This is a genomic window from Actinomadura sp. NTSP31, from assembly GCF_041951385.1.
In the GTDB taxonomy this organism is placed as follows: Bacteria; Actinomycetota; Actinomycetes; order Streptosporangiales; family Streptosporangiaceae; genus Spirillospora; species Spirillospora napierensis.
Genome location: NZ_JBGNUT010000011.1, coordinates 194,810 through 217,416 on the forward strand (window position 1 = coordinate 194,810; position 22,607 = coordinate 217,416).

The 22,607-nt window shown below is 73.9% G+C and carries 21 protein-coding genes; 4 read left to right on the plus strand and 17 right to left on the minus strand.

Annotated features, from left to right (window positions below; translation table 11 throughout):
- Window positions 1–56 precede the first annotated feature (56 nt).
- On the plus strand, window positions 57–632 hold the full coding sequence (locus tag ACA514_RS20595) for a TetR/AcrR family transcriptional regulator (RefSeq protein ID WP_344282236.1): 576 nt from the start codon (window positions 57–59) through the stop codon (window positions 630–632).
- A 39-nt stretch (window positions 633–671) separates the two neighbouring features.
- On the opposite strand, the gene aroQ is transcribed toward ACA514_RS20595, so the two are convergent.
- From aroQ to ACA514_RS20660, 13 genes are all read right to left on the minus strand, one after another.
- Window positions 672–1,124, minus strand: coding sequence for a type II 3-dehydroquinate dehydratase (gene aroQ, locus ACA514_RS20600; RefSeq protein WP_375042804.1), 453 nt, complete (start codon window positions 1,122–1,124; stop codon window positions 672–674).
- Window positions 1,121–2,194, minus strand: coding sequence for a 3-dehydroquinate synthase (gene aroB / locus ACA514_RS20605; protein WP_375042805.1), 1,074 nt, complete (start codon window positions 2,192–2,194; stop codon window positions 1,121–1,123). Before aroB ends, aroQ begins: the two co-directional genes overlap by 4 nt.
- The gene (locus ACA514_RS20610; protein ID WP_375042806.1) at window positions 2,191–2,703 is read right to left on the minus strand and encodes a shikimate kinase; all 513 of its coding nucleotides are present in this window, start codon (window positions 2,701–2,703) and stop codon (window positions 2,191–2,193) included. The genes aroB and ACA514_RS20610 overlap by 4 nt, the downstream gene beginning before the upstream one ends.
- A gap of 16 nt (window positions 2,704–2,719) precedes the next feature.
- Complete coding sequence (gene aroC, locus ACA514_RS20615; protein WP_375042807.1) at window positions 2,720–3,898, minus strand: chorismate synthase; 1,179 nt, start codon at window positions 3,896–3,898, stop codon at window positions 2,720–2,722.
- 61 nt (window positions 3,899–3,959) lie between these two features.
- Window positions 3,960–6,926, minus strand: coding sequence for a glycine--tRNA ligase (locus tag ACA514_RS20620; RefSeq protein ID WP_375042882.1), 2,967 nt, complete (start codon window positions 6,924–6,926; stop codon window positions 3,960–3,962).
- Between the two features lie 52 nt (window positions 6,927–6,978).
- Complete coding sequence (locus ACA514_RS20625; protein ID WP_375042808.1) at window positions 6,979–7,734, minus strand: phytanoyl-CoA dioxygenase family protein; 756 nt, start codon at window positions 7,732–7,734, stop codon at window positions 6,979–6,981.
- Window positions 7,735–7,785: 51 nt separating this feature from the next.
- On the minus strand, window positions 7,786–8,484 hold the full coding sequence (locus ACA514_RS20630) for an SseB family protein (RefSeq protein WP_375042809.1): 699 nt from the start codon (window positions 8,482–8,484) through the stop codon (window positions 7,786–7,788).
- 82 nt (window positions 8,485–8,566) lie between these two features.
- The gene (locus tag ACA514_RS20635) at window positions 8,567–9,673 is read right to left on the minus strand and encodes a ring-opening amidohydrolase (protein ID WP_375042810.1); all 1,107 of its coding nucleotides are present in this window, start codon (window positions 9,671–9,673) and stop codon (window positions 8,567–8,569) included.
- A gap of 81 nt (window positions 9,674–9,754) precedes the next feature.
- A complete protein-coding gene (locus tag ACA514_RS20640) occupies window positions 9,755–10,006 on the minus strand; it encodes a hypothetical protein (protein WP_375042811.1) in 252 nt (83 codons plus the stop codon).
- A gap of 75 nt (window positions 10,007–10,081) precedes the next feature.
- On the minus strand, window positions 10,082–11,245 hold the full coding sequence (locus ACA514_RS20645) for a pyridoxal phosphate-dependent aminotransferase (protein ID WP_375042812.1): 1,164 nt from the start codon (window positions 11,243–11,245) through the stop codon (window positions 10,082–10,084).
- A 20-nt stretch (window positions 11,246–11,265) separates the two neighbouring features.
- Window positions 11,266–11,871: a DNA-binding response regulator gene (locus ACA514_RS20650; protein WP_375042813.1), complete on the minus strand. Its 606-nt coding sequence runs from the start codon at window positions 11,869–11,871 to the stop codon at window positions 11,266–11,268.
- On the minus strand, window positions 11,868–13,133 hold the full coding sequence (locus ACA514_RS20655; RefSeq protein WP_375042814.1) for a sensor histidine kinase: 1,266 nt from the start codon (window positions 13,131–13,133) through the stop codon (window positions 11,868–11,870). The genes ACA514_RS20650 and ACA514_RS20655 overlap by 4 nt, the downstream gene beginning before the upstream one ends.
- Before the next feature lie 244 nt (window positions 13,134–13,377).
- Complete coding sequence (locus ACA514_RS20660) at window positions 13,378–14,016, minus strand: NAD(P)-dependent oxidoreductase (protein ID WP_375042815.1); 639 nt, start codon at window positions 14,014–14,016, stop codon at window positions 13,378–13,380.
- Window positions 14,017–14,100: 84 nt separating this feature from the next.
- On the opposite strand from ACA514_RS20660, the gene ACA514_RS20665 reads away from it, so the two are divergent.
- Window positions 14,101–14,676, plus strand: a complete 576-nt coding sequence (locus ACA514_RS20665) for a TetR/AcrR family transcriptional regulator (RefSeq protein ID WP_375042816.1) — start codon at window positions 14,101–14,103, stop codon at window positions 14,674–14,676.
- Here ACA514_RS20665 and codA read toward each other — a convergent pair.
- From codA to ACA514_RS20685, 4 genes are read right to left on the minus strand one after another with little or no spacing between them, the layout of a single operon-like run.
- Window positions 14,673–15,980, minus strand: a complete 1,308-nt coding sequence (codA, locus tag ACA514_RS20670) for a cytosine deaminase (protein ID WP_375042817.1) — start codon at window positions 15,978–15,980, stop codon at window positions 14,673–14,675. The genes ACA514_RS20665 and codA overlap by 4 nt on opposite strands.
- Window positions 15,977–17,371, minus strand: a complete 1,395-nt coding sequence (locus ACA514_RS20675) for a purine-cytosine permease family protein (RefSeq protein ID WP_375042818.1) — start codon at window positions 17,369–17,371, stop codon at window positions 15,977–15,979. Before ACA514_RS20675 ends, codA begins: the two co-directional genes overlap by 4 nt.
- Before the next feature lie 59 nt (window positions 17,372–17,430).
- Window positions 17,431–18,846, minus strand: coding sequence for an acyl-CoA synthetase (locus tag ACA514_RS20680; protein WP_375042819.1), 1,416 nt, complete (start codon window positions 18,844–18,846; stop codon window positions 17,431–17,433).
- A complete protein-coding gene (locus ACA514_RS20685) occupies window positions 18,843–20,018 on the minus strand; it encodes a CaiB/BaiF CoA transferase family protein (protein ID WP_375042820.1) in 1,176 nt (391 codons plus the stop codon). The genes ACA514_RS20680 and ACA514_RS20685 overlap by 4 nt, the downstream gene beginning before the upstream one ends.
- A gap of 35 nt (window positions 20,019–20,053) precedes the next feature.
- Between ACA514_RS20685 and ACA514_RS20690 the strand changes: the two genes are divergently transcribed.
- Window positions 20,054–20,638 (plus strand): uridine kinase, encoded by a 585-nt coding sequence (locus tag ACA514_RS20690; RefSeq protein WP_375042821.1) that lies wholly within the window; start codon window positions 20,054–20,056, stop codon window positions 20,636–20,638.
- Between the two features lie 154 nt (window positions 20,639–20,792).
- Window positions 20,793–22,070: a DUF222 domain-containing protein gene (locus ACA514_RS20695; RefSeq protein WP_375042822.1), complete on the plus strand. Its 1,278-nt coding sequence runs from the start codon at window positions 20,793–20,795 to the stop codon at window positions 22,068–22,070.
- Window positions 22,071–22,607 lie beyond the last annotated feature (537 nt).

Here is a 22,607-nt window from a genome sequence, read left to right on the forward strand (position 1 = left end):
TATGACGACCGTCATGGTCAACGCGAGAAGCTTATGATGAATGTCATAATCGAGGCATGGGGACCGACAGCCGGGAACGCATGGTGCGCAGCGCCGCCTACCTCTTCCGCGAGCGCGGCTACAGCGGCACCGGATTCCGCGACGTCATCGCGCACAGCGGCGCGCCGCGCGGGTCGATCTACCACCACTTCCCCGACGGCAAGGCGCAGCTCGCCGAGGAGGCCGTCCGCTACGCCGGGGAGTTCCTCAACGCCGGCATCCTCGCCGCGACCGAGGGCGGCGACGCCGCGTCCGCCGTGGACGCCTTCGTCGGCTGGTGGCGGCAGGTGCTGATCAAGAGCGAGTTCCGCGCCGGGTGCCCGATCGTCGCCGTCACCGTCGAGAGCCACGACGACGCGCCGCAGCTGGCCGCGGCCGCGGCCGCGGCCTTCGACCGCTGGCAGGACACCCTCGCCACCGGCCTCGGCAACGCCGGCGTCCCCGACGACCGCGCCGCCCGCCTGGCCCGCCTCATCGTCGCCGCCGTCGAGGGCGCCACGATCCTGTGCCGCGCCCACCGCGACGTCGCGCCCCTCGACGACGTCGTCGCCGAGCTCAAGGACATGACGAGGAACGCCGTCGAGGACGAATGACGCGCGCGGGCGGCGCCCCGCCCGGACCCGCTCCGCGTCCTACTGGGCGGCGGGGGTCTCGGCGAGGAGTTCGGCGACGGCCTGCAGCGCGAGGACGTAGGACATCATGCCGAAACCGGCGATCGTGCCGGTGGCGACGCCCGCGACGACGGAGGTGTGGCGGAACTCCTCGCGGGCCGCCGGGTTGGTGATGTGCACCTCGACGAGCGGGGCGGTGCGCTGGGCGAGCGCGTCGCGCAGCGCGTAGGAGTAGTGCGTGAAGGCGGCCGGGTTGAGGACGATCGGCAAGCGCCCGTCCGCGGCCTCGTGCACCCAGCGGACCAGTTCGGCCTCGTCGTCGGTCTGCCGGACGTCGACGTCGAGGTCGAGCCTGCGGCCGGTGTCGCGGCAGAGGGCGGCGAGGTCCTCGAACGTCGTCGCCCCGTACACGTCGGGCTCGCGGCTGCCGAGACGACCGAGATTGGGACCGTTCAGAACGAGCACGTGCTTCATCGGGAGACCTCACGGTAGGCGGCGGCGAGCAGGTCCTCGTCGGGGCCCTCCAGGCGGCCGGGCTCGGCGAGGCCGTCCAGGACGACGAACCGCAGGGTCGCGCCGCGCGACTTCTTGTCGATCGTCATGGTGTCGCGCAGGCCCGGCCAGTCCGCGGCGTAGGAGACGGGCAGGCCGACGGAGGTGAGGACGGCGCGGTGCCGTTCGGCGACGTCGGCGGGCAGCCGCCCGGCGAGCCGGGCCAGCTCGGCGGCGTAGACCATGCCGATGGCAACGGCGTGGCCGTGCCGGAACTTGTAGTCCTCGGCCTTCTCGATGGCGTGCGCGAGGGTGTGGCCGTAGTTGAGGATCTCCCGCAGGCCGCTCTCCCTCAGGTCGGCGGAGACCACGTCCGCCTTCACCCGGATCGCGCGTTCGACCAGCTCGCGGGTGTGCGGGCCGGTGGGGGACGCGGCGCCCTCCGGGTCGGCCTCGACCAGGTCGAGGATCGCCGGGTCGGCGATGAACCCGGCCTTGATGATCTCGGCGAGGCCGCTGATGTAGTCGTCGTGCGGCATCGTGACGAGGGCGGCGAGGTCGCACAGCACCCCGGCGGGCGGGTGGAAGGCGCCGACGAGGTTCTTGCCCTCGGGGACGTTGATGCCGGTCTTGCCGCCGACCGCCGCGTCCACCATGCCGAGCAGCGTCGTCGGGACGAGCACCGACCGCACCCCGCGCAGCCACGACGCCGCCGCGAACCCGGCGAGGTCGGTGGTGGCGCCGCCGCCGACGCCGACGACGACGTCGGTGCGGGTCATCCCGGCGCGGGCGAACGCCGACCAGAGCCCGGCGAGGACGCCGACCTCCTTGGCGGCCTCGCCGTCCGGGACGGGCAGCGCGTGGACCTTGTGGCCGGCCTCTTCGAGGGCGCCGCACACCGGGCGGGCGATCTCGGGGAGGCCCTCGGCGTGCACCACCGCGACCGTCCGGGCGCGGTCGCCGACCAGCGCGGGCAGCTCCGCGAGGACGCCCGTCCCGATGACGACGTCGTAGGGGTCGGCGCCGCCGACGTGCACCCGCGCCTGCGTCATGACGCCGCCTCGAGCGACTTGAGGATCTCCGCCACGATGTCGGCGGGCTCGCGCCCGTCGGTGTCGACGTGCAGGGAGCCGAGCCGCTCGTAGACGGGGAGGCGCTCCTCCAGCAGCTTGCGCATCTGGCTGCGCGGGTTCAGCACGAGCAGCGGGCGCGCCGACGCCAGGCCGACCCGCTTGATCGCCTCCGACAGGCCGACCCGCAGGTAGACGACGGTGTGCCCCGCGAGCAGCTCCTGCGTCTCGGCCGCGAGGACGGCGCCGCCGCCGAGCGCGACGACGCCCTCGTGCTCGGCGAGGGCGGCGGCGACGGCGGCCCGCTCCAGCTCGCGGAACCGGTCCTCGCCGTCGTCGATGAAGATCTCGCCGATCGGCTTGCCGGCCGCCGCCTCGGTGTCGGCGTCGGTGTCGCGCAGCGCCACGCCGAGCCGCTCGGCGAGGGCGGTGCCGACGGTGGTCTTGCCCGATCCCGGCGGCCCGATCAGGACGGCCTTCGGTCGCGTCATAGCCGGCGTGTCCACTTCACTTGATGGTGAGCGAGGACAGGTATCCCCGCAGGTTGCGGGCGGTCTCCTCGGCGGAGTCGCCGCCGAACTTCTCCAGCGCCGCGTCCGCCAGCACCAGCGCGACCATCGCCTCGGCGACGACGCCGGCGGCGGGCACCGCGGTGACGTCGCTGCGCTGGTTGATGGCCTTGGCGGGCTCGCCGGTCCGCACGTCGATGGTGTCGAGCCGGCGCGGGACGGTGGAGATCGGCTTCATCGCGGCGCGCACCCGCAGCACCTCGCCGGTGGTCATGCCGCCCTCGACGCCGCCGGCCCGGTTGGTGCGGCGGCGGACCCCCTCGGGGGTGTTGTCGATCTCGTCGTGCGCCCGGGAGCCGGGACGGCGCGCGGTGGTGAACCCGTCGCCGAGCTCGACGCCCTTGATCGCCTGGATGCCCATCAGGATGCCGGCGAGCCGCGAGTCGAGGCGCCGGTCCCAGTGGACGTGGCTGCCGAGGCCCGGCGGGAGCCCGTAGGCGAGCACCTCCACGACGCCGCCGACGGTGTCGCCGGCCTTCTTCATCTCGTCGATGTGCGCGACCATCGCGGCGGACGCGCCGGCGTCGTAGCAGCGGACCGGGCTCTCGTCGACGGCCGCGAGGTCGTCCGGGCCGGGCAGCACCCCGTCGGGCGCCTCGACCTCGCCGAGCGCGATCACGTGGCTCAGCACGTCCACGCCGAGCGCCTGCTTGAGGAACGCCTTGGCGACGGTGCCGAGCGCGACCCGCGCCGCCGTCTCCCGCGCGCTCGCCCGCTCCAGGACGGGCCGCGCGTCGTCGAAGCCGTACTTCTGGATGCCGACGAGGTCGGCGTGCCCGGGGCGCGGCTGCGACAGCGGCGCGTTGCGCGCCTGGGCGGCGAGGACGTCGGCGTCCACGGGGTCGGCCGACATGACCGTCTCCCACTTGGGCCACTCGGTGTTGCCGACCTGGATCGCGACCGGTCCGCCGAGCGTCACGCCGTGCCGGACGCCGCCGAGGATCGTCACCTGGTCCTGCTCGAACTTCATCCGGGCGCCCCGCCCATGGCCGAGCCGCCGGCGGCGCAGTTCCTCGGCGATGTCGCCCGAGGTCACGCGCACGCCGGCCGGCAGCCCCTCCACGATCGCGGTCAGGGCCTGGCCATGGGACTCCCCCGCGGTCAACCAGCGCAGCATGCGAACGATCCTATTGACTCCGCGCACCCGCCCGTGACCGCGTCCAGCATCTGAGAGGCCGTCAGGCGATCTCGCGCCAGTCGAGGACGGGGGCCGCCAGGTCGCGGACGGCGGCGAGGAAGCCGAGCCGGTTGGCGCGCAGGGCCGGGTCCTCGTCCATGACCATGACGTCGTCGAAGTAGGCGTCGACCGGTTCCGCCAGCGCGGACGCGGCCGAGGCGAACTCCGGCAGCGCGGGGCGGGGCGGCAGCCCGTCGCGGACCCGGGTGAAGACCTCGTCCAGGCGGCGTTCGGCGGGTTCGGCGAACAGGCCGGGGTCGTAGCCGGCCGCCGTCCCGGCGGGGACGATCCGCAGGACGCGCTGCAACGCGGCCGTCAGCCGGGCGAACCCGTCGGTGCGCAGCAGCCCGGCCAGGTCGGCGGCGGTGCGGGCGGCGTGCGCGGGAGCGTCCGCGAGCGGCAGGACGGCCCGGACGACGGGGATCGGGAGCCCCTCGTCCAGCAGGTTCTGCTCCAGCCGCCGCGCGGTGAACCGCTCCGCCTCGGCGAGGGCGTCCGGCGGCACCTCGACGGGCTGGTGCCGCGCCGCGGCCGCCAGCCCGTCGCCGACCGTGACCGGCGCCAGCCGCGGGACGGCCCGCAGGATCGCGGTCAGGCCGAGCGCGGCGCGGCGCAGCCCGAACGGGTCGGACCCGCCGGCCGGCGCCGCGCCGGCGGCGAACAGCCCGGCGATCAGGTCGAGCCGGTCGGCGGCGGCGAGGACCGCGCCGGGAACGGTCGCCGGGAGCGCGTCCCCGGCCGAGCGCGGCAGTTCCATCTCGTGGAGGGCCTGGGCGACGGCCTCGTCCTCCCCCGCGCGGCGGGCGTACTCGCGGGCCATCGTCCCGGCGAGGCCGGACAGCTCGATGACCATGGACGAGGCCAGGTCGAACTTGGCGAGCGCGGCGGCGCGGCCGAGCGCCGCCCGCTCGTCCGGGGCGAGGTCGAGGCGGCCGGCCAGGTCGGCGGCGATCGCGGCGATGCGCGCGGACCGGTCGGCCATCGAGCCGAGCCGTTCGGTGAAGGTCAGCCGGGCGAGCCCCTGCTTGATCTCGCCGGGCGTCCTGCGCAGGTCCTGCTGGAAGAAGAACGCGGCGTCCTCGTAGCGCGCCCTGATCACGGCCTCGTTGCCCGCGCGGACGAGGTCGTGGTCGCATTCGCCGTTGGCGACGGTGACGAAGTGCGGCAGGAGCCCGCCGGACGGCCCGCGCACCGGCAGGTACCGCTGGTGCTTGCGCATGACGGTGGTGAGGATCGCCTCGGGCAGGTCGAGGTACTTCGCGTCGAACGACCCGAGGATCGCGACGGGCTCCTCGACCAGGTCGACGATCTCCTCGACGAGGTCCTCCTCGGCGGCGAGGTCGACCGTCCCGCCGTGGCGGGCGGCGAGGGCCCGCGCGTCCTCGACGATGCGGGTGCGGCGCCGCGCCGGATCGGGCTCGATGCCGTGCTCCCGCAGGACGCCGATCAGCGACGACGCGTCCGGCACCGGCACGCGGGCGGGGTCGGCGGTGCGGTGGACGTCGGTCGCCCGGCCCTGGTCGAGGTCGTCCAGCGCGATCTGCTGCCGGTCCAGCAGGGCCAGCACCCGCCGGACGGGCCGCGCGAACGACAGGCCGGGGACGTTCCAGCGCATGTTCTTCCCCGCTCGCAGCCCCTGGACGAGCCCGGGCAGCAGCCCGGCGAGGACGTGCGGCGCGGGCCGCCCGGTGACCTTCCGGACGTGCGCCGTGTACTGCTTGCCGCCGAGGGTGATCTCGCGCACGTCGGCGACGTCGATGCCCTGCCCGCGCGCGAACCCCAGCAGGGCCCGCGTCGGCTCCCCGGACGCGTCGTAGGCGGCGGCGACCCGCGGCCCCTTCACGACCTCCTCGGCGTCCGGGGCCTTGGGCTCCACGTCCCGGACGACGACGATCAGCCGGCGGGGAGTCGAGAAGGTGTCGAACGTGGACGCGTCGGTGAGCAGGCCCGCCTCCTCCAGGCCGTCGCGGAGCCGCTCCGCGACGGCCTCCGCCGCGCGGCGGACCTCGCTCGGCGGCAGTTCCTCCACGCCGATCTCCAGCGCGAACGCGGCCGGCTCGCGGATCTCCCGGAGGACCGGCCGCTCCGGCGCCGGCCGGGCGGCGGTGGCGTCGCCGAGGGGGTGGCCGAGTTCGGCGCGGCGCTCCACCCAGAGGGCGGCGACCTCGTGGGCGAGGCCGCGCATCCGCGCGAACGCCCGGGCCCGCTCGGCGGTGCCGATCGCGCCGCGCGCGTCCAGCACGTTGAAGGCGTGCGAGCACTTCAGCACGCAGGAGTGGGCGGGGACGGGCAGCCGGGCGTCCAGCATCCGGCGGGCCTCGGACGCGTACGCCTCGAACAGCTCCCGGGTCGTGGCGATGTCGGCGTCGTCGAGGTAGTAGCGGCTCATCTCGTACTCGGCCTGGCCGAACGCCTCGCCGTAGGAGATGCCGGGCGCGTACGCGATGTCCTTGAAATGGGACACGCCCTGCAGCGCCATCAGGATGCGTTCCATCCCGTAGGTGATCTCGACCGAGACCGGGTCGAGCATCATCCCGCCGGACTGCTGGAAGTAAGTGAACTGGGTGATCTCCAGGCCGTCCAGCCAGACCTCCCAGCCGAGCCCCCACGCGCCCAGCGCCGGCGATGCCCAGTCGTCCTCGACGAACCGGACGTCGTGGGCGCGCAGGTCGATCCCGAGCGCGGCGAGGCTGCCGAGGTACAGCTCCTGCGCGTCGCCCGGTTCCGGTTTGAGGACCACCTGGAACTGGGTGTGGGTCTGCAGCCGGTTCGGGTTGTCGCCGTAGCGGGAGTCGTCCGGGCGGACGCTCGGTTCGGCGTGGGCGACGCGCCACGGCTCGGGCCCGAGGACCCGCAGGGCGGTGTTCGGGTTGAGCGTGCCCGCCCCGACCTCGGTGTTCATCGGCTGCCCGACGAGGCAGCCGTGCCCCGCCCAGAACTCGGTGAGCCGGATGAGGGCGTCCTGCATGGTGAGCACGGGGAATCTCCAAAACGGGGTCGGGCGGCCAAGCGTAGATGCGTCAGCGCCCGAGACCTCGCCGGACCGCCGTCCGCACCGGCGACGACTCGGGGAGCGGCCCCGACGGCACCAGCGGCGGCTGCGCCATGAACTTCACCTCGGTCCCGCGGTGCGGCTGCGCGGCGTGCACGAGGAACGGGTGGCACAGGTACACGTCGCCTGCCCGCCCGGTCGCGAGCGCGACGGGACGGTGCTCGGACGCCGGGACGGCCTTCGCCGCGATGTCCATGAAGGCGACGCCCTCGTCGCCCGCCGGTTCCAGGAGGGGCGGGACGTCCAGGTGGGACCCGGCGCGGATACGGGTGGGCGCGTCGTCGTCGCCCACGTCCGAGAAGAGGAACAGCATCAGCAGCGCCCGCCCCTTGGACGCGAGGTTCACGCGGTAGCCCATGAAGTCGGACGGGTCGTCGCCCGGGAAGCTCGCGTCGATGTGCCAGCCGTCGTCGCCCGGCTCCGCGTCGCTCGGGAACCGGACCGGGAACGTCCCGAGGCCGCCCGGCGCCTCCCACGCGCCCTTCCCCGCGACCGCGTCGTAGGCGGCGTGCAGGCGCGGGGTGTTGGCGGCGGCCTTGAACGGCGGCTGCCCGTACCCGCCGAGCCGGACGACCGGCCGCGTCCAGGTCGAGCGGTCGCCGGGGTCGCAGCCGGTGTCGCGCCAGAGGATCCCGCGGCACTCGGCGGCCAGCTCCCGGGAGAACGCCCCCGCCACCCGGACGAAGCCGTCCGCGACGAAGGCGTCAAGATCGAAATCGTGCATCGGCCCAGGATGCCGACGGCGCCCCGGCGGGCGCCAGCGGATTTCCGGCCGTCAGCCGCGCCGGACGACGCTGAGCTCGACCCCGCCGACGATCCGGCCGCGCAGCACCTCGGCGAGCCGGTCGGAGACCCGCTGCACCGTGACGCGCTCGTCGTGGCCGGGCACCACCGCGAACCGGACGGCCAGCTCGGCGGAGGTCCCCTCGGCGAGCCGGACGCCGGTGACGGCCTGGTCGGAGCCGAACGCGGCCTCGACGGCGGCGAGCACGTCGGGGTCCTCGTGCGGCGGCGGGACGGGCCGCCCCTCGGCGAGCAGGTGCAGCCGCAGCCCCTCCACCGCGAACGGGACGGGCCCCGCCACGTCCACGACCAGCGCGTCCGCGCCCTCGTCGAGGGTCGCGCGGCAGGCGTCGCCGGCGCGGACGGCGACCGGGCGGGCGTCGGCGCGCCACGCCTTCATCGTGTCCATGCAGGTGAAACCGAGCACGCCGCGCCGGCCGTCCTCGCCGATCAGCGTGGGCAGCGCCATGTCGCTGGACTTCTCCCGGCGTAGCCCGCCGGGCTCGGGCTCCTCCTCCTCGGTGAGGACGGCGACGATCGGCACGAGCAGCCGGGTGCTCTGCAGCCGCCGCAGCACCGTGTGCTGGCCGACGCGCCCGGCCGCGTACCCGGCGAGGGCCTCGCACAGCCGGGGGTCGGCGCCGCCGTCGTCCCCGGGGAACTGGGGTTCGGGAATGGTCAGTCCGGACACGGCAGGAAGGCTATAGCCTCCGGCGACCGCCGTGGGTACCGATTCGGATACTCTCCGCGATCCAGGCCGCCACCCGGCCCGGTCAACCCAGGTCGGCGATGGCGGCGACGGTGCCGCCGCCGGACGGGCCCTGGTGCACCGCCGCGACCGACACGAACACCGCCGGGTCGCCGGTGACGGACGCGGCGACGCCGCCGACGCACGCCTTGATCTGCCGGTGCCAGTGCACGTCGGAGTCGTCCAGCATGATGTTGCGGCGCCCCCGCACCGACCCGGACGGGTCCGCCTCGCACTTGATGAACACGTTGACGAGCCGGTCGCCGAGATCGGACGTGCGGGGCCTGTCCGGCAGGTCGAGGCCGGTCGAGCGGATCGCGTCCCAGATGCCGTCGGCGTCCAGCGCGTCCTTCATCACACCGTGCCCCGCCCGGTACCGGCCGCCGATGCCGCGCACGTTCCCGACGACGACGATCTGCGCCCGGTCCAGTTCCACGCCGGACGAGCACGACGCCACCGACGAGAACAGCGACAGGTCCTTGTGGATCTGCCCGGCCGACGGCGTCTCGATCTCGCCGAGCGCGACCGCGATGCCGAGCGCGGTGGTCGAGTTGGAGATGTCCATCGACTTGAGGGTGTCCTCGGTGACCACGTCGCGGCCGCGCGACTTGGCGTCGTTGATGGTGTCGAGGGTGAGCAGCGGCGTCTTGGTCTGCACGTAGTGGACGTCCGCCGGGTCGTCGATGCCGGCGGTCTTCATCGCCTCGCGGACGCCCGCGGCGACCGTCTCCACCATCGCCGGGCGGCCGATGTCCTCGGGCAGGATCACCTCGCTCATCGCGACGCCGACCGACAGCCGCGGCTCGTCCGACACGGGCGCGTCCGCCGGGTCGACGGTGGCGAAGACGGTCGCGTGCGGGCTCAGCACCCCGTCGGTGCCGCCCGACCACACCAGCGGGACGCGCGCCACCTCGTCCGCCGGCCGGGTGCCCTTCGCGACCAGCACCTCGCGGAACGCCCGGTCGGCCAGCAGCCGCGTGTAGTCGTTGACGCCGCCGTTGCCCTCGGTCTTCCCGACGACCGCCAGGACCCGGTCGGCCTCCAGCACGCCGCCGTCGATCAGCCGGGCCAGCCCGGACGCGTCGGTCACGCTCTCGATGGGGATCTTGCGGACTTCGATCGGATCGGGCACGTCATCGCTCCTCGGCTGCTCTGCTGACCGGTCCTGTACCCCGGCTCACGGCCCGAACGCTAACCACGCGGCGGGCGGCGCTCATGGGCGAAACCAGCCCAAGGAGCGCCGCCCGTTCGGCAATCTCCGCCCGAGCCCGTCCGGGTGGTGCGCCTCGGCGGCCAGTTCGTCCAGCGCCGCGGGCTTGAGGGCCCGGAACGCGGTGTCGGTGTCGTTCATCTTCACCCGGGCGGCCTGCCGGGCGTCCAGCCCGTGCCAGTTCACGAGGGCGAGGACTTCGAGGTCGCGTTCGGGCAGCGCGGCGATGGCCGCGAGCGCCGTCTCGCATTCCACGACGTGCTCGGCCGCGTCCCAGGCGGCGAGGTCGCGGTGCCGGACGGCCGTCCTTACGGGGACGTTCCAGAAAGATCAGGCGAGCCGGGCGAGGCGCTCGACGGCCTCGTCGATGACCTCGTCCTTCTTGCAGAACGCGAACCGGACGAAGTGGGCGCCCGCCTCCGCGTGGTCGTAGAACACCTGCGTCGGGATCGCGACGACGCCCGCCTTCGCGGGGAGCGCGCGGGCCAGCTCCAGCCCGTCGGAGAAGCCCAGCGGCCGGATGTCGGCCTGCACGAAGTAGGTGCCCTGCGGCCGGTACGCGGTGAATCCGGCCGCCTCCAGGCCGGTGACGAGCCGGTCCCGCTTGGCCTGCAGCGACGCGCGCAGGTGCGCCACCCACGCGGTCTCGTTCGCGAGGGCGTACGCGGCGGCCCGCTGGTAGGGGGCGCTGGTCGCGTAGGTGAGGAACTGCTTGACGGTCTGGACGGCGCGGACGTACCGGGCCGGCGCGGTGACCCAGCCGGTCTTCCAGCCGGTGACGGAGAACGTCTTGCCGGCCGACGACACCGACACCGTCCGCTCCCGCATCCCGTCCAGGGTGGCGAGCGGGATGTGCTCGGTGCCGTCGAACGTCAGGTACTCGTACACCTCGTCGGTGATCGCGACCAGGTCGTGCTCGCGGCAGACGCCGGCGATGGCCTCCAGCTCGTCGCGGGTGAACACCGTCCCGGCGGGATTGTGCGGGGAGTTCACCAGGATCGCCTTGGTGCGCGGCCCGACGGCGGCGCGCAGCTCGTCCGGGTCGAACGTGAAGCGGCCCTCCACCGGGCGGAGCATGACGGGCCTGCGGACGGCCCCGGCCAGCGCGATCACCGCGGCGTACGAGTCGTAGTACGGCTCGAACACGACGACCTCGTCGCCCTGCCCGGCGAGCGCGAGCACGGACGCCGCGATGCCCTCCGTGGCGCCGACGGTCACGTACACCTCGGTCAGCGGGTCGTACGCCAGGCCGTACCGCTCCAGCCGCTGCGCCGCCACGGCCTCCCGCAGCTCCGGCAGCCCCGGTCCCGGCGGATACTGGTTGCCGCCGGACCGGATCGCCTCGACCGCCACGTCCAGCATGGCCCGCGGGCCGTCCTCGTCGGGGAAGCCCTGGCCCAGGTTGATCGATCCCGTGGCGGTGGCCAGCGCGGACATCTCCGCGAAGATCGTCTCGCCGAACTCCCGCATCCGCGGCACCAGAGGCTCAGTCACGGCACAAGCCTAAGGGGGCATCAGATCCAGCCCATCTCCTCGGCGGCGCGGACGGCGGCGAATCGGGAGGACTCGCCGAGCTTGCTCATCGCCGTGGACAGGTAGTTGCGGACGGTCCCCTCCGACAGGTGCAGCAGCGCGGCGATGCGGGCGGTCCCGGTGCCGGCGCCGGTGAGGCGGAGGATCTCGCGCTCGCGCTCGGTCAGCGGGTTGTCGCCGGCGGCCATCGCGGTCGCGGCGAGTTCGGCGTCCAGGTACCGGCCGCCCTCGTGGACCTTGCGGATCGCGGCGGCCAGCTCCTGCGTGGGCGCGTCCTTGGCGACGAAGCCGCGCACCCCGGCGGCCATGGCGCGGCGCAGGTAGCCGGGACGGCCGAAGCTGGTGAGGATGCAGACCGCGCAGCGGGCGCCGGCCGCGTCCAGCTCCTCGGCGACGGTGAGGCCGTCCCCGCCGGGCATCTCGATGTCGAGGACGGCAACGTCCGGATCGTGCTCGGCGACGGCCGGGGCCACCTCGTCGCCCCGGCCGACCTCCACGACGACGTCCAGGTCGGCCTCCAGGCCGAGGAGCGCGGCGACGGCGCCGCGGATGAGGTGCTCGTCGTCGGCGAGCAGGATCCGGATCACCTGCCGCTCCGCACGGCGCCGGCCGCCGTCCCGGCGCGGGCGGCGGAGGCGTCCGGGCCGGGTCGCGGGAGCGGGACGACGGCGCGCAGCAGGAAGCCGTCGCGGCCGTGCCGGCCCGCGGTGATCTCGCCGCCGACGACGGCGAGGCGTTCGGCGAGACCGGTCAGCCCCGCGCCGCCAATGTCCTCGCCGGTGTCCCCGCCGCCGCGGACGCCGTCGTTGCGCATCTCCAGGACCACGGAGCCACCGTACGGGGTGAGGGCGACGGCGCAGCGCCGGGCCTCGCTGTGCTTGATCACGTTGGTGGCGCCCTCCCGGATCACCCAGGCGAGCACCGCGCGGACCTCGGCGGGAAGCCCGTCCGGCACGTCCCCGGCCTCGCAGCGCACCCCGGCGGCCTCCAGCACCGCCCGCACCCCGGCCAGCTCGGCGTCCAGCTCGACGGCGCGGTAGCCGTGCACGGCGGCGCGCACCTCGCGGAGCGCGTCGCGGGCGGCGCACTGCACGTCGGCCATCTCGGCGCCGGCCCGGGCCGGGTCGGCCTCCGCGAGCCGCAGGGCCAGCTCGCTCTTCACCGCGATCAGCGACAGGCTGTGGCCGAGCAGGTCGTGCAGGTCGCGGGAGAAGCGCAGCCGCTCCTCGGTGACGGCGAGCCGGGCGAGGGCCTCCCGCGCGGCGTGGGTCTCCTGGTGGAGGTCCCACATGCGGCGCTGGTACAGGTTGACGAACGCGACGAGGCCGCACGTGCCGGCGTAGATCGCGAACATGAACGGGAACAGCCAGTACCAGGGCATGTCGCCGTCGGGGTAGAGGTGCCGGGAGGCGAGACTGCCGTAGACCGCCGCGACCGCGCCGGTCCCGGCGCACAGCGCGACGATCCTGCGGCGGCTCATCGGCGACAGCACCACCGCCGACACCCAGAAGACGGGGACGACGGCGAACAGCGGGTGGGCGAACAGCAGCAGGCTGAGGGCGGCGGTCACCGCGCCGCTGAGCGCGACGTCCCGGCGGGACGCGCCGCCCTCCAGGCCCGCCCGGACGAGCCGCATGTAGCACCACGTCATCAGGCCGAGCCCGAGGACCGCCAGGACGATGACGGGGACGCCGATGCGGCCGTCGTCGTGGGCGGCGGCGATCCCTGCCAGGCCGGGGACGATGAAGCCGAGGGCCGCGCACAGGAACGAGCGCTGCGTCACCCGGCGGTACCGTTCGAGCCTGCGGGTGTCCTGCGCTTCCAGGTCCGCCGTGGTCGCGACCGTCATGTCCCGTTCCTCCCCTGCCCGACTGTAGCGGCGCCGAGCCGGACGGCGAGGACGGCGCAGGAGGGCGGACCGTCCGCCGGACCGTCCCGCATGGGCCCAGCTTCGCGGGGCGCGGGCCGCCGCCGGTAGAAGCGCGTGTCACCGGTTCGGGCGACGTCCGTCAGCCGTTCCGCATGACGGGTGTCATGCGGGCCCCTCCGGCGGCGCGCGGCGCGCGGCCTGCGGCCCGGCCCGCCAGCCGCGGTCAGCCCGCGATGGAGACCACGTGGCCGATGGACGGCAGGTCGCCGGCGAGGTCGAGCAGGGCCTTGGCGACGTCGTCGCGGGAGATGGTGAAGCCGCCGGGCACGCTGCGGTCGACGGCCTGGCGGTAGCGGCCCTTGCCCTCCTTGTCGGTGAGCCGGGGCGGGCGGACGATCGTCCAGTCGAGCCCGGAGTCGCGGACCTGGGCCTCGGCGACGCTCATGTCGGCGATGCCGTGCCGCAGGAGCCGGCCGAGGATGACGGGCTTGACGACGTACCGGGTGAACGGGTCGTCCCCCGGCATGGCCTCGATCGCGCCCATGCTGACCATGAGGAACCGGCCGGCGCCGGTCGCCCGCATGGCCGCGATGATGCTCCTGGAGCTGTCCCGGCAGACGGTGGTGGCGCCGAAGTCGCGCGGTCCCATCGCGCTGACGACGGCGTCGGCGCCCTTCACGGGCTCCTCGATCGCGGCGGGGTCCATGATGTCGGCCTGCACGACGTCCGCGCGTTCGCGCAGGTCGGCGGGCATCCTGCCGGGGTCGCGCACGACGGCGGTGACGTCGTGTCCCGCCTCCAGCGCCCGGCGGACCAGCCGCGTCCCGATACCGCCGGTCGCCCCGAAGACCGTGAGCCTCATCGTCGATCCCTCCCTGAGGGGTGAGTGAGTATTTACTAACCACTAGAGTGGGTGAGGATTCACTAACTGTCAAGCGGAGGGCCGATGAGCGCGCGCGAACGGATCCTGGACGCCGCCGCGGACGTCATGCGGGAGCGCGGCGTCGCGGGCGCCACCACCAAGGAGATCGCCAAGGCGGCGGGCTACTCCGAGGCGCTGCTGTACAAGCACTTCCGCGACAAGGAGCAGTTGATGATGAGCGTGCTGAAGGAGCGGATGCCGGCGTTCGCGGCCAGGGCCGTCCCGGGCGAGGCGACCGTGGAGGCCAACCTCGTCGCGGTCGTCCACGGCGGGGTCGCCTTCTACCGGCGCGCGTTCCCGATGATGGCGTCGATGGCCGCGCAGCCGGTGCTGCTGGCCGCGACCCGCGCATCGCTGCGCCAGTACGGCGCCGGCCCGCACGAGCCGGTGCGGGCCCTCACCCGCTACCTGGACACCGAGCGCGACCTCGGCCGGGTCGCGGCGGGCGCCGACACGGCCGCGGCCGCGGCGCTGCTGATGGGCGCGTGCTTCCAGCAGGGCTTCCTGCACTACTTCGCGGCGGCGCCGGACGCCCCGGACCTCCCGGAGTCGGCCGCCGCCGACCTCGTCCGCCCCCTGCTGCCCGCGCTGCTCCCCTAGCGGCCCATGCCGGGGCCGTCGGCGCGGTCGCGGGCCCGGACGAAGTCGACGTCCTCGGGGTCGCGGCCCGGCCAGGACAGCCGGGTCACCGCGGGCGGCGTCTCGGCGACGACCCGGCCGCGCGCGACGACCTGGGACGGCCGGGTCTGCCGCCGGACGGCGTCGTACGGCGACGACGCGGGCAGCACGACCAGGTTCGCCGGGCGGCCCGGCGCGATCCCGTAGCCGTCGCCGAGGCCGAGGACCCGCGCGGCCCGGTCCGTCACCATCGCGAACGCCTCGTCGATCTCGGCGGCGCCGGTGAGCTGCGCGGCGGCGACGCCGACCAGCGCGACCTGCAGTGACGACGCCGTCCCGAGCGGGAACCAGGGGTCCATGACGTCGTCGTGGCCGAACGCCACGTTCACCCCGGCGGCGAGCATCTCCTTGACCTGGGTGAGGCCGCGCCGCTTGGGATAGGCGTCGAAGCGTCCCTGCAGGCACAGGTTGGCGAGCGGGTTGCAGACCAGGTTGATGCCCGAGCGGGCCAGGATCCGCTGGAGCTTGTAGGAGTAGGCGCCGTTGTAGGAGCCCATCGCGGTGGTGTGGGACGCGGTGGCGCGGTCGCGGAGCCCGCCGCGCCGGGCGAGGGTGGCGAGGACCTCCACGAACCGGGACTGCTCGTCGTCGATCTCGTCGCAGTGCGCGTCCAGCAGCAGCCCGTACCGCTGGGCGATGTCGAAGGCGATCTCCAGGGAGCGGACGCCGTCCTCGCGGGTGTCCTCGAAGTGCGGGATCGCGCCGACGGCGTCGACGCCGCGCCGGGCCGCCTCCTCCAGCAGCTCGGGCCCGTCCTCGAAGGAGCAGACGCCCTCCTGGGGGAACGCGACGAGCTGGAGCCCGATGACGTCCTTCACCCGCTCGCGCACCTCGATCATGGCGTCGAGCGCGACCAGCCCCGGGTCGGTGACGTCCACGTGGCTGCGGACGTGCAGCACGCCGTTCGCCGCGTACCAGCGCAGCACCTCGGTCGCGCGGGAGACGACGTCGTCGCGGGTCAGGGTCGTCTTGCGCTCGCTCCACACCGCGATGCCCTCCCACAGGGACCCCGACGCGTTCCAGCGCGGCTCCCCGGCGGTGAGCGTGGTGTCGAGGTGGACGTGCGGCTCCACGAACGGCGGGCTCACCAGGCCGCCCGCCGCGTCCGCCAGGACGTCCCCGGCGAGCTCGCCCGCCGGCGCGACGCGTCCGAACCGGGCACCGTCGATCTCGATGTCGTGGAGGCCGTCCCGCCCGGTCAGCAGGGCGTTCGTCACGAGCTTCACGCGGGGCTCCCTTCCCATGCCCGGCCGCGCCGGGCCGACAGAGCGAAGTACAGGCCGCCGGCGACCAGCGCGCCGGCCAGCCAGGACAGGTCGATGCCGCCGAGCGCGCGCGCCGCCGGTCCTTGCAGCGCCTTCGGGACGCCGTACTGGAACGCCCACGTCGCGGCGGCGCCCAGGACGAACGACACCAGGGCGTCCCAGCGGAAGTCGCCCAGGCGGGACCGTCCGGGCGGATCGTAGAGCGCGTCCACGTCGACGTTCTGCCGGCGGACGGCGTAGAAGTGCACCGCCATCACCGCCGCCCACGGCACCACCCACGTGACGAGGCCGCCGAGCCAGGCGTCCAGGGTGTTCGCGAAGTCCTCCTGGAAGATCAGCAGGATCGTGAACGCGGCGGCGAACACCCCCACGCCGTAGGAGATCGCCTTGCGGGACACGTGCCAGTCGACGGTCTGCGCGCACAGCGAGCAGCTGTAGACGTTCAGGATGTTCGTGGCGATCGGCCCGTGCACGACCAGCAGCAGCACCGGGATCGCGAGCGCGCCGAACGCGTCCACGATCAGCTTGCCGGGGTCGGTGGTGGCGCTCACCGTCGCCAGCGACGCGCCGAGCACGCCGAGCCACACCACCGGCACGAACTGGCCGAGGACGCTCGCCGCGTACAGCCGGCGGCGCGGCACCTCGCGCGGCACGAATCGCGAGTAGTCGGAGGCGTAGGCGAACCAGGTGACGCCCCAGCCGACCCCGATCGCCGTCATCACGGTCGTCATGGCCGACAGCCGGTCGGTGCCGGTGAGGCCCTGGCCCTTGTGGTCCCAGTGCACGCCGGTCTTCGTCCACGCGACGACGGTCATCGCGGCGAGCACGGCCAGCGTGACGGGAACGGTCCACTTCTCGAACGCGGCGATCGCGTGGAACCCGGACGCGGCGATCCACACCTGCAGCCCCATGATCACCAGCACCACGGCGATCTTCAGCGCGGTGCCGCCGTGCAGCCCGACCTGGCCGAGCAGCGCCATCACCAGGTCCAGCACGATCCAGGTGTTGACCGCGCACCAGCCCGCCGACATCACGCCCTGCAGCGCCGCCGGCAGGTACGCGCCGCGCCGCCCGAACGCCGACCTGGCGAGCACCATCTGGGTGACGCCGGTCCGCTGCCCCATCAGCACGAACAGCCCGAACACCGCCATCCCGAGGAGGTTCCCGGCGACCAGCACGCCGACCGTGTCGGCCAGGCCCAGCCCGAGCTTGATCCCGAGCGCGCCGAGCACCCAGTTGATCGGCGCGATGTTCGCGCCGGACCAGATCCAGAACTGGTGCGCCGCGGTCGACTCGCGGCCCTCGTGCGGAACGGGATCGAGGGAGTGCGCGGCGGCCGCTGAACTGGACACAAGCGACGACCTTACTGGTCAGGCCGGCGTGCCCCAGCACCCGGTGCGGCGGCCGCCGGCTAGGGCGCGAGCTCGTTCAGGCGGGTCTTGACGATCTTGCCCATCGCGTTGCGGGGCAGCGCGCCGACCAGGTGGACGACGCGGGGCCGCTTGTGCGCCGACAGCCGGCCGGCGACGAAGTCGATCAGTTGGCCCTCGGTCACCCCGTCCGCCACGACGTAGGCGGTGACCTGCTCGCCGAGGTCGTCGTGCGGGGTGCCGGCCACGGCGGCCTCCCGCACCGCCGGGTGCGCGAGCAGCGCGTTCTCGACCTCGCCCGCGCCGATCCGGTAGCCGCCGCTCTTGATCAGGTCGGTGGACGCGCGGCCGACGATGCGGTGCCGGCCGTCCGGGTCGATCGTCGCGATGTCGCCGGTGCGGAACCAGCCGTCCGGCGTGAACGACTTCGCGGTCGCCTCCGGGCGGCCGAGGTAGCCCTTGAACGGATGCCGCGCGCGGACGTGCAGCTCGCCGGGCGTCTCCCCGTCGGCCGGGACCGGGTCGCCGTTCTCGGCGGCGAGCCGCGTCTCGACGCCGGGCAGCGGGAGGCCGACGCAGCCGGGACGGCGCTCGCCGTCCGCGCGCGCGCTGACCGTGATCAAGGTTTCGGTCATGCCGTACCGCTCGACCGGGCGGTGGCCGGTGAGCGCCTCCAGCCGCTCGAAGGCGGGCACCGGGAGCGGCGCGCTCCCGGACACCAGCAGCCGCGCGGCCCGCATCGCCTCGGCCGACGCGGGGTCGGCCGCCAGCCGCGACCACACCGTGGGGACGCCGAAGAACAGGCTCCCGCCGTCCCGGCCCGCCGCCTCCGCGTACGCCTCCGGCCTCGGACGCCCCGTATGGACCAGCCGCGACCCGACCCGCAGCGGCCCGAGGACGCCGAGGACCAGGCCGTGCACGTGGAACAGCGGCAGCCCGTGCACCAGCACGTCGTCCGGCGTCCACGCCCACGCCTCGGCCAGCGCGTCCAGATCGGCGGCGATCGCGGCCCGCGAGATCATCACGCCCTTCGGCGCGCCGGTCGTCCCGCTGGTGTAGAGGATCAGCGCGGTCGCGTCGGGATCGGACTCGGCCGGAACCGGGGCGCTCCCGGCGGGCAGCCGGTCGACCGGGACCACCGGCGGGCCGTCCTGCCCGGTCTCGGCGCCGGCGGCGGCCAGCAGCAGCGCCGCGCCGGAGTCGCCCAGGATGTGGGCGCGCTCGTCGGGACCGGAGTCGGGCGGCAGCGGCACCACCGGCACGCCCGCCATGAGCCCGCCGACGACCGCGACCACCGTCTCCACGCTCGCCGTGGCGTGCACCGCGACCGCGTCCGCGCCGCCGACCTCCGCCGCGACGGCGGACGCGCGGGCGAGCAGCTCCTCGCGCGGCAACTCGCGTCCGGCGATCCGCAGCGCCCCGCCGGTCTCTCCCGTCTCGCCGAGCAGCTCCCTCACTGGCCCCTCCCCTGGTCTTGGCGTTCGTCCTGCTCGTCCAGCCAGGCGAGCACGGTGTCGGTGTGCTCGCCGAGCAGCGGCGGCGCGGTGTGCGCACGCGGCTCGGCGCCGTCGAACCGCAGCGGCGGGCCGGGCAGCTCGATCGGGCCCAGGGTCGGATGGTCGACCTCGATCACCAGGCCCTGCGAGCGGGTCTGCTCCCAGGTGTACACCTCGTCGATCGACCGGATCGACCCCGCCGGCACCCCCGCGCCGCCCAGCCGCTCCAGCCACGCCTCCCGGGTGCCCCCGGCGAGGACGCGCTCGATGTCGGCCGTCAGCTCCGCGCGGTTGGCGGAACGGTCCGGGATCGTGGCGTACCGCGGGTCGTCCGCGTCGAGCCCGACCAGCGGCGCGAACCGGCGCCACAGGTTCTGGTTCGCGACACCGATCTGGATCTGCCCGTCCTTGCAGCGGAACGTCCCGTACGGCGCGATCGTCGGATGGTCGTTGCCGACCGACTCGGGCACCTCCCCGGCGACGGTCCAGCGCGTCCCCTGGTACATGTGCGCGCCGACCACCGACGCCAGCAGCGACGTCCGGACGACCGCGCCGCGGCCCGTCCGCGTCCGCTCGTACAGCGCGGCCAGCACCCCGGACGCCGCATTGCCCGCCGCGAGGATGTCGGCGATCGACAACCCCACCTTGCTCGGCGTCCCCGGCGGCCCGGTGACGCTCATGATCCCGGCCTCGCCCTGCATGATCGCGTCGTACCCGGGACGGCCGCCCTCCGGCCCGTCGTGCCCGAACCCGGTGATCGACAGCACGATCAGCCGCGGGTTCAGCTCCTGCAGCCGCGCCACCGGGAAGCCGAGCCGGTCGAGCACCCCGGTCCGGAAGTTCTCGACCAGCACGTCGGCATGCCGCACCAGCCGCTCCAGGGTGCCCTTCCCCTCGTCCGACTTCAGATCGAGGGTGATCGACTCCTTGTTCCGGTTGATCGACAGGTAGTACGTGCTGACCTGGTCCGCCCCCGCGAACGGCGGCCCCCACCCGCGCGTCTCGTCCCCCGTCCCGGGCTGCTCCACCTTGATCACCCGCGCGCCGAGGTCGGCGAGCGCCATCGTGGCCTGCGGTCCGGCGACCACGCGGCTGAGGTCGACGATCACGACGCCGTCGAGAGGTCCGGGCAAGGACGTCCTCCTTCGGGGGGCGGGCACCTGGAAGTATGCCGTCCGTGCCGTCGCCGCCCCGGACCTACCCCGCGCTCGCCGCGCGGCTGCTCGCACTGCCCCCGTCGTGCGGCCCCGCGCGCCTCGTCGCGATCGACGGCCCGAGCGGCGCCGGCAAGTCGACCTTCGCCGACCACCTCGCGGCCGTCCTGGTCGCCGCGCCGGTGATCCGCTCCGACGACTTCCGCGTCCCCTGGGACGCCGACCCGCTCACCTGGTGGGAACCGCTCCGCCGCACCGTCCTCGACCCGCTCTGCGCCGGACGCCCCGCACGGCTGCGCCGCTACGACTGGCACCGCAACCGGTACGGCCCGCCGGAGGAGATCCCGCCCCCGCCGGTGCTCATCATCGAGGGCGTCGGCTCCTCCTGGGCGAAGTCGCCCGCCGCCTACCGCATCTGGATCGACGCCCCGCGCGAACTGCGCCGCGCCCGCGCCCTCGACCGCGACGGCCCCGAATACGCCGACGCCTGGGACCGCTGGTCCGCCCGCGAATCCGCCCTGTTCGCCGCCGACGGGACAAAACACCGCGCCGACCTACTGGTGGACGGCGCGTCCTTCACCCCCCACCGTCTCCGCTGACCGCATCCAGTCGGCCCCCTCTTTCGGGTTTCTTCCGTGCGCGAAATTCAAGGGACTTGACGCAAGCAGGAGGCGATGACGGAAAGGGTGTTCGGATTCTCTGGAACGTCAAATTGAGCCGACATTCGTCGGCCACGTAGAGTATGCTTTACCTATGCAATCAGTGACGGTCGACCTGGAGGGTGCGTCCACCATGCAATTGGTGGACGCGGTTTCGGCGATCGCTGCTGAACTCGCCCAGCGCGAAGCCCCGGAGTCGGCGGCGGCGTGCCTTGAACTCACCGAAAGCCTTGCCGCGGCCTGCGATATCCAGGAAAGCGCACTCGCCGGTTTCATCCGCCGAGTCGATGCCACCGGGGAGCAGAAGCGCTGGGGATATCCCTCCACGCGGGCATGGCTGCGGTCCCGGCTGGGGATGCGGGAAAACCGCACCACCGAACGCCTCCTCCTCGCCCGGCAACGCCACCGCCTCCCGAAAGTCGCCGAACGCCTCGCCACCGGGGACCTGTCCTACGGCTACGCGGTCACGGTCGCGCAGAGCGCGGCCAGGCTGGAAGACACCGACTGCGCCGAAGCCGAAACGACCCTGCTGAACTTCGTCGACCAAGGCTTCTCGGCCGCGAAAGTGGGAGTGTTCGGCCGCCGCATCTGCGACGTCATCGCCGAACGCGACGGCACCGACACCGCACCCGGCGAAGACGCCAAGCGCGGCTACGCCAAGTCGTGGATCACCAGCACCGGTTCCCTGGACGGCGGCCGCTACATCAAGGGCTGGCTGAACGCCGAAGACGCCGCCATCTGGGACGGCACGCTTGCCCCGCTGGTCAAGCCGGCCGGGCCTGATGACACCCGCGACGTCGGCGAACGCACCGCCGCCGCCCTGTCCAGCGTCCTGTCCGGCGGGCACAAGGCCACCAAGGTCACCGTCATCTGCGACCTGGACACCCTGACCGGCGGCAATGCTCCGGCTCGTCTCACCGACGGGACACCGATCCCCGCCGCCCAAGCCCGCCGCATCGCCCTATCGGCCGGAGTGTCACCCCTCCTGCTTGGACGGGGGCACACGCCGCTGTACCTGGGGTATCGGGAGCGGTTCGCCAGCGCGGCCCAACGGCAGGTGCTGGAGACGCTGTATCCGAGCTGCGCGGTCCGGGAGTGCGAGATCCCCGGGACGTTGTGCGAAGTCGACCACGTCAACGGCTGGGCCCTGGGAAACAGCCCCACCGACATCGACCAGCTCGCCCTCACCTGCGGGTGGCACAACCGCTTCAAACACACCAGCCCAGATCAGATCGGGATCAGCAAAGATCCCGACGGGCGATACATCTACCGGCTGCTCCCACCGCCGAGCGCCCGATCAAGATCCCGGACAGGTAGCGGGCCACCGGGGGCGATCGGGCCACCGAACCCCATGTCCAACTGGGCCGCGTAAACCGCCGCACCTCCACGTCACCAGTTCGCCCGAATCCCGCCCCGGATCTCGGGCGAACCGGCATGCCCACATCACCCCGGCACCCCACTGCCCTACCGGACCTAGCGCTGGGCACCCCCTCAGCGAGGTCGACACGCCCGCAGCCGCAGCCCCACCGGTGCCTCGTCAGCCGCTCGGCGTTCCGCCCCGGCCGTCTCTTCGTCCGCTGGTTCGGGGGCGGTGGGGTGGCGCGACCAGGCGGGGCAGGCGGAGCCTGCCCCTTAGCGCTGCCTCAGGGGCCGCAGAGGCTCCAAAGTCAAGGGTGGACGAAGTCCATCGCGAAGCGACGCCGAAGGCGCCCTTGACTTTGGAGGGGCGGCCCCGTACGCAGCGCCACCCCACCGCCCGAACACCCTTACCGCCCCGTCCCGAACACCCCTCCGCCCTCCCAGCCCTTACTCAGCACGTGGAGGTCGGCCGCTTTCTGCAGGCGGCCGCATCTCATTCTCTCGGGATGACCTTTTTGTTGTCCACGTCACACTCGTTTTGTGGTGCACG

Bases quoted from the DNA above. Each gene is read 5' to 3' on its own strand.
- ACA514_RS20595 (WP_344282236.1), top strand. From the start codon at position 57: ATGGGGACCGACAGCCGGGAACGCATGGTGCGCAGCGCCGCCTACCTC.
- ACA514_RS20655 (WP_375042814.1), bottom strand. From the start codon at position 13,133: ATGACGGTCGCGACCACGGCGGACCTGGAAGCGCAGGACACCCGCAGG.
- aroB (WP_375042805.1), bottom strand. From the start codon at position 2,194: ATGACGCAGGCGCGGGTGCACGTCGGCGGCGCCGACCCCTACGACGTC.
- ACA514_RS20665 (WP_375042816.1), top strand. From the start codon at position 14,101: ATGAGCGCGCGCGAACGGATCCTGGACGCCGCCGCGGACGTCATGCGG.
- ACA514_RS20610 (WP_375042806.1), bottom strand. From the start codon at position 2,703: ATGACGCGACCGAAGGCCGTCCTGATCGGGCCGCCGGGATCGGGCAAG.
- ACA514_RS20625 (WP_375042808.1), bottom strand. From the start codon at position 7,734: ATGCACGATTTCGATCTTGACGCCTTCGTCGCGGACGGCTTCGTCCGG.
- ACA514_RS20620 (WP_375042882.1), bottom strand. From the start codon at position 6,926: ATGCAGGACGCCCTCATCCGGCTCACCGAGTTCTGGGCGGGGCACGGC.
- ACA514_RS20690 (WP_375042821.1), top strand. From the start codon at position 20,054: ATGCCGTCCGTGCCGTCGCCGCCCCGGACCTACCCCGCGCTCGCCGCG.
- aroQ (WP_375042804.1), bottom strand. From the start codon at position 1,124: ATGAAGCACGTGCTCGTTCTGAACGGTCCCAATCTCGGTCGTCTCGGC.
- ACA514_RS20660 (WP_375042815.1), bottom strand. From the start codon at position 14,016: ATGAGGCTCACGGTCTTCGGGGCGACCGGCGGTATCGGGACGCGGCTG.
- aroC (WP_375042807.1), bottom strand. From the start codon at position 3,898: ATGCTGCGCTGGTTGACCGCGGGGGAGTCCCATGGCCAGGCCCTGACC.
- ACA514_RS20695 (WP_375042822.1), top strand. From the start codon at position 20,793: ATGCAATCAGTGACGGTCGACCTGGAGGGTGCGTCCACCATGCAATTG.